General features: G+C 66.5%; 15 protein-coding genes. 12 read left to right on the top strand and 3 right to left on the bottom strand.

The genetic code is table 11. The features are described 5' to 3' along the window. Positions 1-7: 7 nt before the first annotated feature. The 6 genes from QQX13_RS00340 to QQX13_RS00315 all read left to right on the top strand — a co-directional run bounded on the left by QQX13_RS00340 (position 8) and on the right by QQX13_RS00315 (position 7,598). Entirely contained in the window at positions 8-238 is a 231-nt protein-coding gene (locus QQX13_RS00340) for a hypothetical protein (protein ID WP_301144169.1), read from the top strand. Between the two features lie 85 nt (positions 239-323). Further along, positions 324-2,567 (top strand): PAS domain S-box protein, encoded by a 2,244-nt coding sequence (locus QQX13_RS00335; protein ID WP_301144168.1) that lies wholly within the window; start codon positions 324-326, stop codon positions 2,565-2,567. A 9-nt stretch (positions 2,568-2,576) separates the two neighbouring features. Beyond that, positions 2,577-4,238 (top strand): FAD-dependent oxidoreductase, encoded by a 1,662-nt coding sequence (locus QQX13_RS00330; RefSeq protein WP_301144167.1) that lies wholly within the window; start codon positions 2,577-2,579, stop codon positions 4,236-4,238. A 186-nt stretch (positions 4,239-4,424) separates the two neighbouring features. Continuing rightward, positions 4,425-5,729: an ABC transporter substrate-binding protein gene (locus QQX13_RS00325; protein ID WP_301152066.1), complete on the top strand. Its 1,305-nt coding sequence runs from the start codon at positions 4,425-4,427 to the stop codon at positions 5,727-5,729. A 78-nt stretch (positions 5,730-5,807) separates the two neighbouring features. Next, positions 5,808-6,710, top strand: a complete 903-nt coding sequence (locus QQX13_RS00320; protein WP_301152065.1) for a carbohydrate ABC transporter permease — start codon at positions 5,808-5,810, stop codon at positions 6,708-6,710. A 9-nt stretch (positions 6,711-6,719) separates the two neighbouring features. Beyond that, positions 6,720-7,598, top strand: a complete 879-nt coding sequence (locus tag QQX13_RS00315) for a carbohydrate ABC transporter permease (protein ID WP_436968537.1) — start codon at positions 6,720-6,722, stop codon at positions 7,596-7,598. Positions 7,599-7,626: 28 nt separating this feature from the next. On the opposite strand, the gene QQX13_RS00310 is transcribed toward QQX13_RS00315, so the two are convergent. Together QQX13_RS00310 and QQX13_RS00305 are read right to left on the bottom strand one after the other, a co-directional pair. Further along, on the bottom strand, positions 7,627-7,986 hold the full coding sequence (locus QQX13_RS00310; protein ID WP_301152063.1) for a UBP-type zinc finger domain-containing protein: 360 nt from the start codon (positions 7,984-7,986) through the stop codon (positions 7,627-7,629). Positions 7,987-8,209: 223 nt separating this feature from the next. Next, positions 8,210-8,443 carry a hypothetical protein gene (locus QQX13_RS00305; protein ID WP_301144163.1) on the bottom strand — a complete coding sequence of 78 codons (234 nt, stop codon included), beginning with the start codon at positions 8,441-8,443 and terminating at the stop codon, positions 8,210-8,212. 232 nt (positions 8,444-8,675) lie between these two features. Between QQX13_RS00305 and QQX13_RS00300 the strand changes: the two genes are divergently transcribed. Both QQX13_RS00300 and QQX13_RS00295 read left to right on the top strand, forming a co-directional pair. Beyond that, positions 8,676-9,521: a Sir2 family NAD-dependent protein deacetylase gene (locus QQX13_RS00300; protein ID WP_301152062.1), complete on the top strand. Its 846-nt coding sequence runs from the start codon at positions 8,676-8,678 to the stop codon at positions 9,519-9,521. Positions 9,522-9,954: 433 nt separating this feature from the next. After that, on the top strand, positions 9,955-10,437 hold the full coding sequence (locus tag QQX13_RS00295; protein ID WP_301152061.1) for an SRPBCC family protein: 483 nt from the start codon (positions 9,955-9,957) through the stop codon (positions 10,435-10,437). Between the two features lie 453 nt (positions 10,438-10,890). Here QQX13_RS00295 and QQX13_RS00290 read toward each other — a convergent pair whose 3' ends face one another. After that, entirely contained in the window at positions 10,891-11,460 is a 570-nt protein-coding gene (locus QQX13_RS00290) for a GIY-YIG nuclease family protein (RefSeq protein ID WP_301152060.1), read from the bottom strand. Between the two features lie 132 nt (positions 11,461-11,592). On the opposite strand from QQX13_RS00290, the gene QQX13_RS00285 reads away from it, so the two are divergent. From QQX13_RS00285 to QQX13_RS00270, 4 genes are read left to right on the top strand one after another with little or no spacing between them, the layout of a single operon-like run. Next, a complete protein-coding gene (locus QQX13_RS00285) occupies positions 11,593-13,161 on the top strand; it encodes a type I restriction-modification system subunit M (protein ID WP_301152059.1) in 1,569 nt (522 codons plus the stop codon). Then, positions 13,158-14,411 (top strand): restriction endonuclease subunit S, encoded by a 1,254-nt coding sequence (locus tag QQX13_RS00280; protein WP_301152058.1) that lies wholly within the window; start codon positions 13,158-13,160, stop codon positions 14,409-14,411. The genes QQX13_RS00285 and QQX13_RS00280 overlap by 4 nt, the downstream gene beginning before the upstream one ends. Continuing rightward, positions 14,408-17,455 (top strand): type I restriction endonuclease subunit R, encoded by a 3,048-nt coding sequence (locus tag QQX13_RS00275; RefSeq protein ID WP_301152057.1) that lies wholly within the window; start codon positions 14,408-14,410, stop codon positions 17,453-17,455. The genes QQX13_RS00280 and QQX13_RS00275 overlap by 4 nt, the downstream gene beginning before the upstream one ends. Next, positions 17,452-18,363: a restriction endonuclease gene (locus QQX13_RS00270; RefSeq protein WP_301152055.1), complete on the top strand. Its 912-nt coding sequence runs from the start codon at positions 17,452-17,454 to the stop codon at positions 18,361-18,363. The genes QQX13_RS00275 and QQX13_RS00270 overlap by 4 nt, the downstream gene beginning before the upstream one ends. Positions 18,364-18,516: the final 153 nt, after the last annotated feature.

Below are 18,516 nucleotides of genomic sequence, written 5' to 3'. Positions count from 1 at the left end.
GGAGCTCATGGACGACGTGACCGAGGCGGGCCACCTGGCCCGATGGCAGGGGTCCCACTATGTGGTGTCCGGTCCGACGGGGATGGAGATCGGCATGCTGGAACCGACCGACGGCGCCTGGGAATGGGTCGAGTTCGCGACGGAGTACGACCGCGAGGTCGATCTGGGCGCGCGCCTGTACGACAGCCCCGGGGACGCGCTGCACGCGATGCTCGAGCACGGGGGCTGGCTCGTCTGACCGGGCGGCGCGCACGATCTTTTGACGGTCTGCCAGGCCTCCCCTACGTTGGAGGAAACTTGCGAGGCGCCGTGGCGCCGCACCCGTGAGGAGCCGCATCATCCCCGACACCGGCCTGATCCTCATCATCGGCGACGATCCCGCCTGCGCGGCAGAGCTCCAGGAGGTGGTCGAGGCCGGCGGCTACGCCGTCACCACTGCGGCCGGAAGCGCGTTCGCGCTCGACGCCGTGATGCGCGTCTCGCCCGACCTCGTCATGGTGGACCCCGGCATGTCGGGGATCCACCCGCACACCTTCATCCGGGACCTCAAGGCCAATCCCCGCACCCAGGACACGCCGGTCATCCTGATCGCCAACGCCGACGACCCGACCTCCCGCATGCTCGGACTCGAGGCGGGCGACGACCTCGTCAGCCGGCCGTTCGATCCGCGGGAGGTGCTCGCGCGCGTGGAGCGTCAGGTCACCGTCGCCAAGGTGCGCATGGCGCTGCGCGAGTCGGAGGCGAAGTTCCGGTCGGTCATGGAGTCCGCGATCGACGCGATCATCTCCGCGGACGCGCGCGGACGCATCCGTTCGTGGAACACCGCCGCCGCCGCGCTCTTCGGCTACACCGAGGACGAGGTCATCGGGCGCCCGCTCGAGCTGATCATCCCCCCGTCGTACCGGCAGCCGCACCGCACCGGAGTCGACCGGGTGTCCGGCGGGGGCGAGACGCACGTCATCGGCAAGACCGTGGAGCTGTCCGGGCTGCGCGCGAACGGCACCGAGTTCCCGGTGGAGCTGTCGCTCGCCACCTGGTTCCTCGACGATGCGCGGTACTACACCGGGATCATCCGCGACATCAGCGAGCGCAAGCAGGCCGAGGAGAAGTTCCGGTCCGTGACGGAGTCCGCGATCGACGCGATCATCTCCGCCGACCACTCCGGCGAGATCATCAGCTGGAACAAGGCCGCGACCAGGATCCTGGGCTACACCGAGGAGGAGGTGGTCGGACACCGGCTCGAGATGATCATCCCGCCGCGGTTCCACGAGGCCCACCGTGCGGGCATGGCCCGCTTCACGGCGACCGGCGAGGCGCACGTCATCGGCAAGACCGTCGAGCTCGCCGCGATCCACCGCTCCGGGGAGGAGCTGCCGATCGAGCTGTCGCTCTCGACCTGGACTGTGCGCGACACCCGGTACTACACCGGCATCATCCGCGACATCCGTGAGCGCAAGCGCGCGGAGGATGCGTTGCGGACCAGCGAGGCCGAGCTGCGCGAGCGCACCGAGGAGCTGGGGCGCAAGAACGATGCGCTGGTGGAGACGCTCGCCCGGCTCAACGAGATGCAGGACCAGCTGGTCATCCAGGAGAAGATGGCCTCGCTCGGCAAGCTCAGCGCGGGCATGGCGCACGAGATCAACAACCCGGCCGCCTCCGCGCAGCGGGGAGCCGCCCAGCTCCGGGCGGCGTTCACCCGTCTGGACCGGATCCATCGACGCCTGTGCACGGTCGAGCTGGGGAGGCCGGAGCGCGAGGAGATCGACCGGCTCGACGGCCTCATCGTCGAGCGCGCGCTGCGACCCGCCGAGCTCAACGCCGTCACCCGCAGCGATCGGGAGGAGCAGCTCGAGGACTGGCTGGAGCGGCTCGACGGCGGCGTGGCGGGCGACGTCGCGGCGTCCCTGGTGAGCCTCGGGTTCACGACCGACGACCTGGATCGCCTCGAGGACACGTTCGACGACGCGGCGCTCCCGATCGTGGTCGAGTGGATCGGGTTCACGTACACCATCCACTCGCTCTTCTCGGAGATCGCGGTCGGCACGAGCCGCATCGTCGAGCTGGTCAAGGCGCTCAAGACGTACACCTACATGGACCAGGCCCCGGTCCGTGAGACGGACGTCCGCGAGGGCCTCGACAACACGCTCATCATCCTGCACAACAAGCTCAAGAAGGGCGTGACCGTGGTGAGGGAGTACGAGGAGGACCTGCCTCGGATCCAGGCGTTCGCGAGCGAGCTCAACCAGGTCTGGACCAACATCGTGGACAACGCCGTCGACGCGATGCAGGGCGAGGGGAGGATCGTGGTCCGGGCCTTCCACCGCGACCCCTGGGTGGTGGTCCAGATCGAGAACGACGGCCCGGTGATCCCCCGTGAGGTCAGATCCCAGATCTTCGACCCGTTCTTCACCACGAAGGGCCCGGGCGAAGGCACCGGTCTGGGGCTCAACATCTCGCGCTCCATCGTGGTGCAGAAGCACCACGGCGAGATCGATGTCACCTCACGGCCGGGTCAGACCTGCTTCGAGGTCCGCCTGCCCGTCGACTACACCCCGCCGGAACAGTAGAGGTCCGCCATGGCCAAGCCGATCATCCTCGCCGTCGACGACGAGCCGCACGTCCTCAACGCCGTCGCCCGTGACCTGCAGGAGCGGTACCGGGGCGACTACCGCATCGTCAAGGCGCTCTCCGGCCAGGAGGCGCTCGAGGCCGTCCAGGAGTTCAAGCGCCGTGGTACGGCCGTCGCGCTGTTCGTCGTCGACCAGCGCATGCCGGGCATGAGCGGCATCGAGCTCCTCGCCGAGGCGATCGTCCTCTACCCCGAGGCGAAGAGGGTCCTGCTCACCGCGTACGCGGACACCAACGCCGCGATCGCGAGCATCAACGAGGTCGCCCTCGACTACTACCTCATGAAGCCGTGGGACCCGCCGGAGGAGCAGCTCTACCCCGTCCTCGACGACCTCCTCGACGCATGGGCCGCCCACGTGCCCGTGCCCTACGACGGCATCCGCGTCGCGGGCACGCTCTGGTCGCCGCGGTCGCACCAGGTCAAGGAGTTCCTCGCCCGCGGCCAGATCCCCTACCAGTGGCTCGACATCGAGAAGGACGACGAGGCCCGCACGCTCGTCGAGGCGTCCACGGAGGGCAGGAGCGTCCTCCCGGTGCTGTTCTTCCCTGACGGCACGCTCCTCGAGGACCCTGACATGCACGTCCTGGCCGACAAGGTGGGGCTCCGAGCGCCCGCGCTCAAGCCCTTCTACGACCTGATCGTGATCGGCGCGGGACCCGCGGGGCTCGCCGCCGCGGTGTACGGCGCGTCGGAGGGCCTGAAGACGGCGGTCGTCGAGCGCGAGGTGCCTGGCGGGCAGGCGGGCACCAGCGCGCGGATCGAGAACTACCTCGGCTTCCCTCAGGGCATCGGGGGCGCCGACCTCGCTCGCCGGGCCGCCACGCAGGCCCGGCGCCTCGGCGCGGAGCTGCTGGTCGCCCAGGAGGTGACCGGCGTGCGGGTCGACGGGCCCTACCGGATCGTCACGCTGGACGACGGCAGCGAGCTCAGGTGCCACGCTCTCCTCCTGGCCACGGGCGTGGCGCTGCGCACCCTCGACGCCCCCGGGCTCGAGCGGCTGCTGGGCGCCTCCGTGTACTACGGCGCGGCGACGTCGGAGGCGGCCAACTACCAGGATCGGGACGTCCTGGTCATCGGCGGCGCGAACTCCGCTGGCCAAGGAGCGCTGTTCCTGTCACGATACGCCCGCTCCGTCACGATCCTCGTGCGCAAGGACTCGCTGCGCCACAGCATGTCGCAGTACCTGATCGACCAGATCGAGCGCACGGAGAACATCACCGTCAGCCCCAGCACGGAGATCGCGGCCGTCACGGGCGAGCACTCGCTGGAGACCGTCACGCTCGTCGACCGCGCGAGCGAGACCTCGACGACCGTGCGCGCCGACGCGATCTTCATCTTCGTCGGTGCGATGGCGCGCTCGGACCTGGTCCGCGACCTGGTCGAGGTCGACGATGCGGGCTTCGTGCTCACCGGGCAGGACCTCCTGGCGGGCGGGCGCAGGCCGCGCGGCTGGCGTCTGCGACGGGACCCGCTGCTCATGGAGTCGAGCGTGCCGGGCATCTTCGCGGCGGGCGACGTCCGTCACGACGTGGTGCGCAGGGTGGCGTCCGCCGTCGGGCAGGGCTCGGTCGCGGTGACCGCGATCCATCGCTACCTCGACACCGTCTAGGGGCCCGCGACTCGACAACACGCCGGTCCTGGACACACACCGGACGTTGCAGGTCGGTATCGATGCTCCGCATGTTTTGACGCACGGGCGCAACGGGCGTATGCCGGAAGGTGGAGCCGCACGTGTCGGCCCGGCGTCATGAGCGCGACTCCCTACCCAATGCGGCGATGGAGGCGCGGGAAGATCATGTACACATCACGGAAGTACGCCGGTGTCATCGCCGGCGTGTTGGCCGCCGGGCTCGCCTTGACGGCGTGCAGCGGCGACGACGGCTCCTCCTCCACGGAGAGCCCCACCGGGACGACGTCCGACAGCATGGACGGCGCGACCGAGGTCGAAGTGTTCACCTGGTGGACGTCGGGCGGCGAGAAGGCCGGCCTCGACGGGCTGGTGAGCGTCCTCGCGGAGAAGTATCCGGACGTCGAGTTCATCAACGGCGCGGTGGCGGGCGGCGCGGGATCCGCTGCCAAGGACCTGCTGCAATCGCGGCTCCAGGCGAACGACCCGCCCGACACGTTCCAGGCCCACGCGGGCGCCGAGCTGGACGACTACATCGCGGCGGGACAGGTCGAGGACATCAGCGACCTCTACACGGAGTTCGGGCTCACCGACGCCTTCCCCGCCGACCTGCTGGATCTGCTCACCGTGGACGGCGCCATCTACTCGGTGCCGGCGAACATCCACCGCGCCAACGTGGTCTGGGCGAACCCGACCGTGCTCGACGCGGCGGGGCTCGATCCGGCCGCGACCTACGCCTCGATGGACGACTGGTTCGCCGCGCTCGATGCGGTGGAGGCGAGCGGTCAGACAGCGCTCTCCGTCGCGACCACCTGGACCCAGGTCCACCTGCTCGAGACGGTGCTCATCTCCGACCTCGGCGCCGGCGCCTACGTCGGGCTGTGGGACGGCACCACTGATTGGACCGGGAGCGACGTCACCGGCGCGCTCGAGGACTTCGAGACGCTCATGGGCTACACCAACACGGACCGTGACGGCCTCGACTGGCCCGATGCGCTCCAGATGGTGGTCGACGGCACCGCGGGATTCAACGTGATGGGCGACTGGGCGGCGGGCGAGCTCGACGCGCAGTCCCTCACCGAAGGCACGGACTACGTCTACTTCCCGGTCCCCGGGACGGCCGGCGTCTTCGACTTCCTCGCCGACTCCTTCACCATGCCGGTGGGAGCCCCGCACCCCGAGGGCGCGAAGGCCTGGCTGGACGTCGTGGGATCCCTCGAAGGTCAGACCGACTTCAACGTCGCGAAGGGATCGATCCCCGCGCGCACCGACGCCGACGAGAGCCTGTTCACGGCGTACCAGCAGAGCGCGATCGCGGACTTCGCGTCCGACACGATCGTGCCCTCGCTGATGCACGGCGCCGCGGCCCCGATCGCACAGCTCAACGCGATCTCGGACGCGACCAGCAAGTTCACCACCGGCGGCTCCGACCTGGCGACCTTCCAGACGGAGCTGGCCGCCGCAGCCGGCTGACGCGACGGCACGGCCCGCCCGATCCGAGCGTCGGGCGGGCCGCCCGCCGCGCCGCATCGTCGCGACCGAGGAGGTGCCATGCTTCGCGACATCCGCAGGTGGGGCCCGCCGGTGCTGCTCATCTCGCCGTCGCTCGTCCTCGTCGGCGTATTCGTGTACGGCCTCATCGCGGTCAACACCTACACGTCCATGACGGACATGCACACAGCGGCGCAGACCACCGGGCGCGCGCCCGTCGAGTTCGTGGGACTGGCGAACTACTGGGAACTGCTCGGGAGCGACTCGTTCCAGCACTCTCTCAAGAACCTCGGGCTGTACACGGTCGTCTTCCTCGGGGGCGCGCTCCTCTTCGGGTTCATGTGGGCCTGGCTCCTCGACCGTCCGGTCAGGTACGAGGGTGTGTTCCGCTCGATCTACCTGTTCCCCATGGCCGTGTCGTTCATCGCGTCCGGAGTCGTCTGGCGATGGCTGCTCAACGCGAACACGGGTGACAACGCGACGGGGCTCAACCGGCTGTTCCAGATGGTCGGCCTGAGCTTCCTGCAGAACGGCTGGTGGAACAACGTCAACGTGGGCATCACGGCGATCGCGATCCCCGCGATCTGGCAGCTGTCCGGCTACATCATGGCGTTGTTCCTGGCGGGCTTCCGCGGGATCCCGGAGGAGCTGCGCGAGGCGGCGAGGGTCGACGGCGCATCCGAGTTCCAGCTGTACCGGATGGTGGTCTTCCCGCAGCTGACACCGATCCTGCTGTCGGCGGTGATCGTGATCGGGCACATGTCCCTCAAGGTGTTCGACCTGATCATGTCCATCTCGAAGCCCGCGAACTACCAGACCAAGGTTCCGGCGATCGACATGTTCCTCTTCAAGAGCCAGTACGACTACGCCAACTCGGCGGCCGTCGGCGCCATCCTGCTGGTCATCGTGGCCGTGCTGATCGTCCCGTACCTGGTCCACGTCGCGCGAGAGGGCAGGCGATAGACGATGGCCGTGACCGACGCTCGAGAGGCCACCACCGCCGCGCCCAGGCGGCGCCGGGAGATCGACCCCCGCTACGCTCTGGGCCGCACGGTCAAGTACCTGGTGCTGTTCTTCTTCCTGGTCCTCGTCCTGATCCCCGTCTACGTGCTCCTCGTCACCAGCTTCAAGGGATCCGGTGACGCGACCGCAGCACGCGCATGGGCCCTGCCGTCCGAGTGGGTGCTCGACAACTGGAGCGAGGCGTGGACCACGCTTGCACCGGCGATCGGACGGTCGCTGATGATGGTGGTCCCCGCGTCGATCATCTCCGCGATCCTCGGCTCGATGAACGGCTTCGTGCTGTCGCGGTGGCGGTTCAAGGGCGCCGACGTGGTCTTCACCGTCATCCTCTTCGGGATGTTCATCCCGTACCAGGCCGTGATGATCCCTCTGCTTCAGCTCGTGCTGGGCATCGGTCTCCCGAGCGGCGTGCCGACCCTGATCATCCTGCACGTCATCTACGGCATCCCGATCACCACGCTCATCTTCCGCAACTACTACCAGTCGATCCCGACGGAGATGGTCGAGGCCGGTCGCGTGGACGGGGCCGGGATGCTGCGCACCTACTGGTCGATCGTGCTGCCGCTGTCGATCCCGAGCTTCGTCGTGGTGCTGATCTGGCAGTTCACGTCCGCGTGGAACGACTTCCTGTTCGCGGTGTTCTTCTCGTCCGCGCAGAACGGCCCCGTCACCTTGGCGCTGAACAACCTCGCCAACGGCTCCATCCTCGCGAACTACGGCGCGTCGATGGCAGGGGCGATCCTCGCCTCGGCCCCGACGCTGATCGTGTACATCCTGCTGGGCAAGTACTTCATCGGCGGCCTCATGTCCGGGTCGGTGAAGGGCTAGCCGACTCCGCGGCAGTTCCGTGAGCGTCTTACCGCGCGGCGAGGATCTCGCGCCAGTCCGCGGGAACGCGCTCGGCGGGTCCGGGCGCGGTCTGGTCCTCCGGGTGGCTCGTCGGCGGGGTCAGGGTCGGCCCGTCGCGGAAGCTCTCGGCACCGTAGTCCCAGAACCAGTCCTCGCCCGGCTCGTAGCTCTGCACCACCGGGTGTCCCGTGGACGCCGCGTGACGGCGCGCGTGGGTGCTGAGCGAGCCGTCGCAGCAGCCGACGTGTCCGCACCGTGCGCAGCGCCGCAGGTGCCACCACCATCCGCCGGTCTGCTCACACTCGAGGCAGCCTGGTCCGCTCGGCGGCACGGCGGTGTCGAACACGCCTTCGGTTGCGGTCTCCACAGCGTCCTCCTCATCGAGCGGTGACGGTGGCGTGGCCACCGGATCCTGACGGTCAGTCTGGGATCAGGCGAGTCGTACCGTTCGAGCGTATCCGCTAGCTGGCGGCACGTCACCGTATGCCCACCTGCTCGAGGCTGCATCCGCATTCGTTCTCCGATCAAGAGCGGCGGCTCGGACCTCCTGGTCCGAGCCGCCGGAGCGTTCGACGAACGACTGCCGTGGGTCAGTCGCAGAAGCCGCCCGCGGCCAGCTCACGCGCGAGCGCGTTCTTTCCCTGGCCCTTGCCGTCGGACGCCTGGACCAGCTGGCCGACGTTGTCGAGGCCGACGGCGCCGGCGTTGACGGCCTTGTGGATCTGACCGAAGCAGGCCGCGTCCGCGGGCGCGGCGTTGGCGGTCCCCGCGAATCCGACCAGCGCGAGGGCGGTGATGAATCCGGTGGCGATGATGCGCTTCATTGGGCTTCTCCTTCCATCGGCGGTCACCCGGTGCGACCGCTTCACCCCCTACTTCCGCCCCAAACCGCCCTTCGGATGCACCCCTGGCGAGCTTCTGCTCTGAGCGAACACGAGAACGGAGCGGCAGACCCCGCCACCGACCGATCCGAGTCCCAGCCAAGCCCCGGCGCCGCGGCGGTCGTGCGACCATCGTCAGCACGGGACGACGCAACGAACCACCGGGAGGGGCCGCGTGACGACTGTGGGAGCGCAGAGCAGTGAGCTTGTCGCTCCGCTGATCTCCCGCGCGCTCGAGGTCCTCGCGGGCCGCCGCATCGCGGTCCTCACCGGAGCCGGGGTGTCGACGGACTCCGGCATCCCCGACTATCGCGGCGACGGCGCTCCTCGGCGCACGCCCATGACCCTCCAGGACTTCGTGGGCGACGAGGCGAAGCGTCGGCGCTACTGGGTCGGTTCGCACCTGGGGTGGAAGACCTTCTCGACCACGCGCCCTAACCAGGGACATCACGCGCTCGCCGGGCTCGAGGCGGCCGGCGTCGTCACCGGGCTCGTCACCCAGAATGTGGACGGGCTCCACCTGCAAGCGGGCTCGCGCGACGTGGTCGAGCTTCACGGGGACATGCGCGGCGTGACCTGCCTCGACTGTCGCACCCGCTTCTCTCGCGAGGAGGTCGCGGTGCGGCTCGAGCGCGACAACCCGGCGCTCGCGCTCCCCGGCGGTGTCGAGCTGGGGCCGGACGGCGACGTGATGCCAGAGTCCTGGGAGAACGTCACGGTCCCCGACTGCAGCGTGTGCGCGGGGATCCTCAAGCCGGACGTGGTCTTCTTCGGCGAGCTCGTTCCCGCCGCACGGACCCGCGCCGCCGAACAGGTCGTCGACGATGCCGAAGCCCTCCTGGTCGCCGGATCGTCGCTCGCCGTGAACTCCGGGCTTCGGCTCGTCTCACGCGCCCATCGCCGAGGAGCGCCGATCGTGATCGTCAACCGGGGCGCCACCAAGGGTGACCGCCGCGCCGACGTCAAGATCGACGCCGGCACCACAGAGACGCTCGAGGCTCTCGCATCCGCGTTGGCGTGAGCCGCCGGCGACGCCCGCGCGAGCCGCGCCGCACCACGCACGCCCGGGATTCTGAGGGGCTGCGCCCGCCGGCGATCACACGCGCCTCACCAGGACGACCGCTCTCGAGCAGAGGCAGGGCCTGGACCCGAGTCTCCCCTGACGCAGGACCCTGCACCGTCGGTGGCAGATGAGGGCTTGTGGCGGGAGCCTGGTGCGATGACGTTCGCGGCGGCGTCCCGCGGGCCCCGTGCAGGAGAGGCGCGTGCCGGGGAGACCTCGGCGCTGGGACCAAGGTCTCTTGATTGCGGCGGAGTGGCGGCGTAGGCCGGAAGTGTGCCGCGCGCGAGCGACCCAGGCCTCCCGGCGGTCGAGCCGCCCGGAGCCGGGCCGCCCAACGGGGTCCGCGCGTGCCGCGCTCGTGTGCGGGCGACGCCCGGAAGGAGACGGAGCGATGGACGAGAAAGGCCCGGTCGTCGAGGAGTCGGTGCACATCGAAGCCCAGCCTCACGATGTCTACACGTACTGCCTGGACCCCAGGCGGATCCACGACGGCGACCCGGTCACCGTCACCGACGTGACCATGCGATCTGGCGGGGTCGGGACTGTCGCTCACCTCAAGGGCGTCGCTCCGCCGTGGGTGGACGAACGCGTGGAGTTCGAGTACACCGAGGCGGTGCCCGATGAGCTCATCCGCTTCGAGGTGCGCCCCACGCTCCGGTTCAAGGGGATCCGTAAGCGGCCGGTCGCGACCACCCCGTCGACCTTCACCTGGACGTTCACCCCAGAGGAGCGCGGCACCCGGCTCCTGTTCACGGCAGAGATGAGCAGGCCCTCGTTCTTCGACCACTTCGGGGAGAAGTCCGCACACCGGATGATCCAGGCGAGGCTCGGCCGGATCAAGCAGCACGTGGAGGCGGGTGCGCAGGATTCCTGACCCACCCCCACCAGGGAGACGGACCGGATGCTCATGCGGTCGCTCACGTTCACAGGGTTGCTGCGCAACAACGAGATGTGCGAGGTTCACCCTGCGGCCAGGTACGCGACCCACGCGCGACCATGTCAGCACTGGATGCCCGCCTGGTCACCATCCGGACATGAAGAAGGGCCCTGCACCAGAGTCTCCCCTGGTACAGGGCCCCACACCGTCGGGCTGACAGGATTTGAACCTGCGACCCCTTGACCCGAAATGCGGACCTCACGGGGGCTCACCGACGATCACTCCGGACACCGTCACGCTTGCTTTAGCAGGTACTTTGTAGGAACCATCCGCGGTGGCGAGTCACTCAACATCATCCCCGTTTCAGATGGCATGTCCCCGGAATGTCCCCGGCGGCATCCTCACGCCCAAGGGCGCGAGCGCTCACCCGAGCGACGACTGCGGCGCGTGTCATGTGAGCAACTGTGACGCACGCAGTTGCTCTGCGAGGCGCGCTCGCGCAGCCTTGAGTGCGCGTGAGGGGTGTAGAGACTTGACGAGGTTCAGCGGCGGCTCCAGGTGCCGGATGACGCGGGTCTCGACGTCCCCCAGGCCCTCGCCATCCCAGACCCAGAAGGACATGCTGAGATGCTCAACCATCCAGGCCGTCAGGCGCTCCTCACTGTCGGCGGTGAGGCCGTAGTTGGCGGCCCGCAGAGGGAGAGTCTGGTTCCTGGGCGCAGGTACGAGGCCGAGTTCCGCCTGCAGGATGGCGGCCAGTGAACGCCGCACGGTGGACCACCCGGTGTTGCCGCTCTCCCAGTGCTGGTTCACGTCGCGCGCATGGAGACTCTTCTGGGCCTTGCCGACATAGACGGGACGGCCCTCCACGGGGACGTCCCACGGAAAGCGCTCGAGGAATCCATCTCGAGCATGGAACGCATAGAGCCCTGGGGCGTGGGGCACGCGCGCGACGAGATCCTCCAAAAGCAGTCCCGGACCCGCAAGCTGTGCGCAGGCTCCCTCGACGAGTTGATCCATGCCCGTCACCTCCCCCGTGGCCGACCGCTGTCAACGCGCGTGGCATGCAACCTCGTTGTCTGCCAATGTCAATAGAGTGTCAGAAGCGGCTCCGGGGGGACCCTCTGAGCCTTCGCGCTTCAGGAGACACCGGTGACACCCACGACGAGCCAGGCGCAGCGCGCCGAGCTTCACAAGACCATCTGGCGCATCGCCAACGACCTTCGGGGCAGCGTTGACGGCTGGGACTTCAAGACCTACGTGCTGGGGATGCTCTTCTACCGATACGTCTCTGAGAACCTCACGGCCTACATCAACAAGGGTGAGCACGATGCCGGTGATGCTGCGTTCGACTACGCCAAGCTTCCCGACGACAACGCCGAGTTCGGGCGCGCAGAGACCGTCGCCGAGAAGGGCTTCTACATCCTGCCCTCGGAACTCTTCACCAACGTCCGTAAGCGCGCCGCGAACGACGAGAACCTCAACGAGACCCTCGAGAAGGTCTTCGCTCACATCGAAGGCTCCGCCACCGGCACCGAGAGCGAGGATGACCTCAAGGGACTCTTCGACGACCTAGACGTAAACTCCTCCAAGCTCGGCCCCACCGTCGCCAAGCGCAACGAGAAGCTCGCCAAGCTCCTCGACGCCATCGGCGACCTTCCCCTGGGCGACTTCCAAGACAACACCATCGACCTCTTCGGTGACGCGTACGAGTACCTGATGCAGATGTACGCCGCCAACGCAGGCAAGTCCGGCGGCGAGTACTACACCCCGCAGGAAGTCTCCGAGCTCCTGGCGCGCATCACCGTGGTCGGCAAGACCACCGTGAACAAGGTCTATGACCCCGCTGCAGGATCGGGGTCGCTGCTGTTGAAGTTCGCCAAGGTGCTGGGCAAGGACAACGTCCGCCAAGGCTTCTACGGTCAGGAGATCAACCTGACCACCTACAACCTCGCGCGGATCAACATGTTCCTGCACGACGTCAACTACGAGAAGTTCAACCTCGCACACGGCGACACCCTCACCGACCCGGCTCACTGGGACGATGAGCCGTTCGACGCCATCGTGTCTAACCCCCCGTACTCCATCAAGTGGGACGGCGACGCGAACCCCCTCCTGATCAACGACCCGCGCTTCTCCCCCGCAGGCGTCCTGGCCCCGAAGTCCAAGGCCGACCTCGCGTTCACCATGCACATGCTGTCGTGGCTTGGAGTCGATGGCACCGCCGCCATCGTCGAGTTCCCCGGGGTTCTCTACCGCGGGGGCGCGGAGAAGAAGATCCGCCAATACCTCATCGACAACAATTACGTCGACGCCGTCATCCAGCTTCCCCCGGACCTGTTCTTCGGCACCGGCATCGCGACCTGCATCATCGTGCTCAAGAAGTCCAAGACCGACAACGCGGTGCTGTTCATTGACGCATCAGCACAGTTCGTGCGCTCGGGCAACAAGAACAAGCTGGACGATGCCCACCGCACGGCCATCCTTGACGCGTTCACCTCACGTGAGGACGTCGGCCACTTCACCAAAGTCGTTGGCAACGATGCGATCGCGGCCAACGACTACAACATCGCCGTGTCCTCCTACGTCGATGCCGAGGACACCCGCGAGGTCGTCGACATCACCGAGCTCAACATCGAGATCGCCCGCATCGTCGCCCGCCAGGCCGAACTCCGCACCGCCATTGACGCCATCGTCGCCGACCTCGAAGGCACCAAGTGAGCCACATCAACGATCTCATTTCCAAGCACTGCTCAAGCGGCGTGCGATTCGAGACGATCGGCGAGGTCGCCGCCGTCTCGGCAGGTGCGACTCCGTCCAAGTCTGTGGCCGCGTACTGGGTCGATGGCACGATCCCCTGGTTGAGTTCCGGCGAGGTCAACAAGGGAACGATCTATCAGGCAGACACGCTGATTTCTCAGTCGGGCTACGACTCTTGCAGCACCAAGCTGATCCCGTCCGGGGCGGTCGTCATGGCGCTTGCGGGACAGGGCAAGACACGTGGCACAGTGGCCCGCACAAGACTTGAGTGCTGCACCAACCAGTCGCTCGCGGCGATTGTCCCGGACGAGGCCCTCGACGGCGACTTCCTCTTCCACTTCCTTCGCACGCAGTACTCGCGCCTCCGTGACCTGTCGTCAGGCGATGGGACGCGTGGGGGGCTCAACCTCGCCATGATCCGCTCTTACAAGGTCCCGGTTCCGCCGCTCGAGGTGCAGCGGGAGATTGTGCGCATCCTGGACACCTTCACGGAGCTGGAGGCTGAGCTGGAGGCTGAGCTGGAGGCTGAGCTGGAGGCGCGGCGCACCCAGTACGTCCACTACCGCGATGAGACTCTCAAGACTACGGACGGCGCTCGCTGGGTTTCTTTGGGCGACGCCGGGGTCGTCTTCGGCGGCTTGACCGGCAAGTCAAAGGCTGACTTCTCGGACGGCAATCACCGGTTCGTTTCCTACGTAAACGTGTTCAACAACATCGCCGTGGACCTCACGCGCGACGACTTCGTCAAGGTCGCTTCCGGCGAGCGGCAACGTGAACTGCAGCAGGGCGACGTGCTGTTCACCGGGTCATCCGAGTCGGCTGCGGAAGTCGCGATGTCTTCCGTCCTCACACAGGATCCACGAGAGCCGCTACATCTGAACAGTTTCTGCATCGGGTACCGCTTCCACGACCCGGAGATGTTCGATCCAGGGTTTACCAAGCACCTGTTCCGATCCACTCCGCTGCGCGAGCAACTGACGAAGACCGCGAGCGGGGTGACGCGATTCAACGTCTCCAAAGTACGCCTGGCGAAGGTGTCCATACCGGTACCCAGCCGACTCGAGCAAGCGCGCGTCGCGAGGGTCCTGGATGAATTTGAGGCGCTAGTGAACGACATCTCCGTCGGCCTTCCGGCCGAGCTCGCAGCACGTCGGAAGCAGTACGAGTATTACCGCGACCGGCTCTTGACCTTCAAGGAGTTGGAGTCGTGAGCGAGTCACCCGTGCGCAGGTACGACCCGATCGCGATCTCATCGGAGTCGACCGTTGTGGCGGAGTATGAGCCCGACGCATCGTCCGGGTCTGCCTACCAGTCGGAGTCTGAGCTCGAGCGGCAGCTGATCCGTCTGCTGCAGTCGCAGGCCTATGAGTTTCTTCCCTTGACGACCGAGTCCGCCCTGGTCACGAACCTCCGTGCTCAGCTCGAGGCTCTCAATGGGATCTTCTTCACGGACTCCGAGTGGGAGCGGTTCTTCACGGAGCGCATCTCGGGCGCGAATGACGGCATCGTCGAGAAGACCATCCGAATCCAGGAGGACCACGTCCAGCTGCTCAAACGTGATGACGGGTCTACCAAGAACATCCTGCTCATTGATAAGGCGCGCATCCACAACAACCGACTTCAGGTGATCAACCAGTACGAGGTCGACCAGGCCGAGGGAGCCCGGTACTCCAACAGATATGACGTGACAATCCTTGTCAACGGCCTGCCCATGGTGCACGTCGAGCTCAAGCGCCGGGGCGTGGACATCCGTGAGGCGTTCAACCAGATCGACCGCTACCAGCGCGACAGCTTCTGGGCCGGGTCGGGCCTGTTCGAATACGTCCAGCTCTTCGTGATCTCCAACGGGACCCTCACCAAGTACTACTCCAACACCACCCGCCGCCAGCACCTGTCTGAAGCGTCAGGGTCGAAGCGTGTGCGCGAGACGTCGAACTCCTTCGAGTTCACCTCCTGGTGGGCCGACGCCCAGAACAAGCCCATCCAGGACCTGACCGCGTTCGCTAGGACCTTCTTTGCCAAGCACACGCTGATGAACATCCTCACCAAGTACTGCGTGCTCACCGCTGACAGGCTCCTGCTGGTAATGCGGCCCTATCAGATCGTCGCGACCGAGCGGATCCTCAGCAAGGTCGAGATCTCCACCAACTACAAGACCCTCGGCACCACCGACGCCGGAGGGTACGTCTGGCACACCACCGGGTCAGGCAAGACCCTCACCTCATTCAAAGCCGCGCAGCTCGCCTCCAAGATGCCCTCAGTGCACAAGGTGCTCTTCGTCGTGGACCGCAAGGACCTCGACTACCAGACCATGCGCGAGTACGACCGCTTCGAGAAGGGCGCGGCCAACTCCAACACCTCGACAGCGGTGCTGAAGAAGCAGCTCGAGGACCCCGGCGCACGCATCATCATCACCACCATCCAGAAGCTGTCCACGTTCATCGCCGCCAACAAGGGCCACGCCATCTACAGCGGCCACGTCGTCCTGATCTTCGACGAATGTCATCGCTCGCAGTTCGGCGACATGCACACCGCTATCACCAAGGCCTTCAAGCGGTACAACCTCTTCGGCTTCACCGGCACCCCGATCTTCGCCGCCAACGCCTCCTCAGGCGGGAACGTCCAGCTCAAGACCACCGAGCAGGCCTTCGGGGACAAGCTCCACACGTACACGATCGTGGATGCCATCACCGACAAGAACGTGCTGCCGTTCCGCATCGACTACGTCAACACCATCAAGATCGGCCACGTCGCCGACAAGCAGGTCTCCGCCATCGACACCGAGAAGGCGCTCCTCTCACCCGAGCGCGTCTCCCAGGTGGTGGACTACACGCTCGAGCGCTTCGACCAGAAGACCCGCCGCAACTCCTCCTACACACTGGGTGAGCGCCGCGTCCGGGGCTTCAACGCCCTCTTCGCCACCGCCTCCATCCCGGCAGCGAGGATGTACTACAACCAGTTCCAACTCGCCCAAGAGGGACTGCCGTCGGACAAGAAGCTGAAGGTCGGGCTCATCTATTCGTATGGGGCTAACGAGCCTGTTGAGGACGGTGCGCTCGAGGAGGAGGGCTTCGACACGGGAGCCCTCGACATGGACTCCCGTTCGTTCCTCGAGGACGCCATCCAGGATTACAACGACATCTACGGGACGTCCTTCGACACCAGCGCCGACCGGTTCCAGAACTACTACAAGGACCTGTCGCTGCGGCTCAAGAACCGCGAGATCGACCTTGTGATCGTGGTGAACATGTTCCTCACCGGCTTCGACGCCACCACGCTCAACACGTTGTTCGTGGACAAGAACCTGCGGGCCCACGGTCTGATCCAGGCCTACTCGCGCACCAACCGCATCCTCAACTCCGTCAAGACCTACGGCAACATCGTCTCGTTCCGTGACCTTGAGGACGCCACCAACGATGCCATCTCTCTGTTCGGCAACAAGGACGCCCAAGGCATCGTCCTCCTCAAGCCGTACCGGGACTACTACGACGACTACGCCGAGGAGGTCAGCGACCTGCTCACCCGCTTCCCCCTCGGCCCGACCATCGTCGGCGAGAGCGCCCAGAAGGCGTTCATCGAGCTCTACGGCGCGATCCTGCGCCTGACCAACATCCTCAGCTCCTTCGACGACTTCACCGGCAACGAGATCCTCACCCCCCGCCAGAGCCAGGACTACAAGAGCATCTACCTCGACCTGTACGCCGAGTTCCGGAAAAACAAGGAGGCGGACAAGGAGTCCATCAACGACGACATCGTCTTCGAGATCGAGCTCATCAAGCAGGTCGAGATCAACGTCGACTACATCCTCATGCTCGTCCAGCGCTACCGCGACGCTCACGGCGACGGAGAGGACAAGGAGATCCGCGCCGAGATCAGCCGCGCCATCGACTCCTCCCCCAGCCTGCGCAACAAGAAGGACCTCATCGAGGACTTCGTCGACACCATCAACACCGACTCCACCATCGACGCCGACTGGCAGGCGTACATCTCCGCGCGTCGTCAGGCCGAGCTCGACGCCATCATCAACGAGGAGAACCTCCGCACCGCGGAGACCCACGACTTCATCCGGTCGGCCTTCAGCGACGGCGCGATCCGCCGGACCGGCACGGCCATCACCACCATCCTGCCGCCCGCATCCCGGTTCTCCCCGACGGGCGACCACGGCGAGAAGAAGCAGCGCGTGCTCACCCGCCTCGAGTCGTTCCTGGAGCGATACCTCGGCCTCACCGCCCACTCCACCGAGGAGGAGTCATGACCGACATCCCGAAGTTCCATGAGTACTTCGCCCCCGCGCTTCGAGTCTTGAGCTCGACAAGCCCGATGCGGTCACGCGACATCACAACCGCAGTCGCGGACCTGCTCGAGCTAACCGACGAGCAGCGCGCGGGACGCATCCCCAGTGGCCAGAACCGCCTCGACAATAGAGTGAACTGGGCACTGAGCTACCTCTACCACGCGAGGGCTGTGTCGAAGCCCCAGAGAGGCGTCTTCTCCATCGCGGAACGAGGACGCGATCTCCTCGCGCGGTATCCCGACGGATTCGGCCTATCCGCCCTCGAGACGTACGAGGAGTTCCGAGAGTTCAAGGCGAAGGCCAACTCCCGCGCAACGGACTCCCCCGCCAGCTCATTGTCGACCGACGCAGAGTCCTCGCCCCTTGAACTCGCGGCGGACGCGACGGAACAGCTCAACCGGGAGGTTGCTGCGGACCTCGTGCAGCGCATCCGCGAAGCCGCCCCAGATTTTCTCGAGCGCACCCTCCTGACGCTATTCAGCCGCATGGGCTACGGAGGCACCGCGGGCGCGCTGGAGCACACAGGCGGAGTCCACGACGGTGGCTTCGATGGCGTCATCAACCAAGACCGCCTCGGGATCGACCGCATCTACATCCAGGCGAAGCGGTACGCCGACGGCAACACCATCGGCAGGCCCGATGTCCAGGGCTTCCTCGGCGCCCTCCACCACGCCGGTGCATCTGGCGGGATCTTCGTCACCACCAGCGACTTCTCGTCCGGTGCACGGGAATTCGCTGCTTCCGCCAAGCCGCGAGTAGTTCTGATCAACGGGAAGGAACTCGGCGAACTCCTAGTCGAGCATGGTGTTGGCGTGCAGGAGCGACAGACCTTCACTGTTGTCGAGGTCGACGACGACTTCTTCGAGTAGGACGTTGCTGTGATCACCGCGAGGTGGGGCCGCCTGTGTAACGCACATCCCAACCGGGGCTGGTCCAAGCACTCTTGCGAGCGCGGTGTCGGGGTGAAGCACGTAGCTGCGACTGCTCCGATGACGTTCCGCCCGGCGGGTCCTGAACCACTT

The organism is Demequina lignilytica, assembly GCF_030418375.1.
GTDB lineage: Bacteria > Actinomycetota > Actinomycetes > Actinomycetales > Demequinaceae > Demequina > Demequina lignilytica.
Note: the sequence above shows the minus strand (reverse complement) of the source record. Positions and strands in the feature narration are given on the sequence as shown.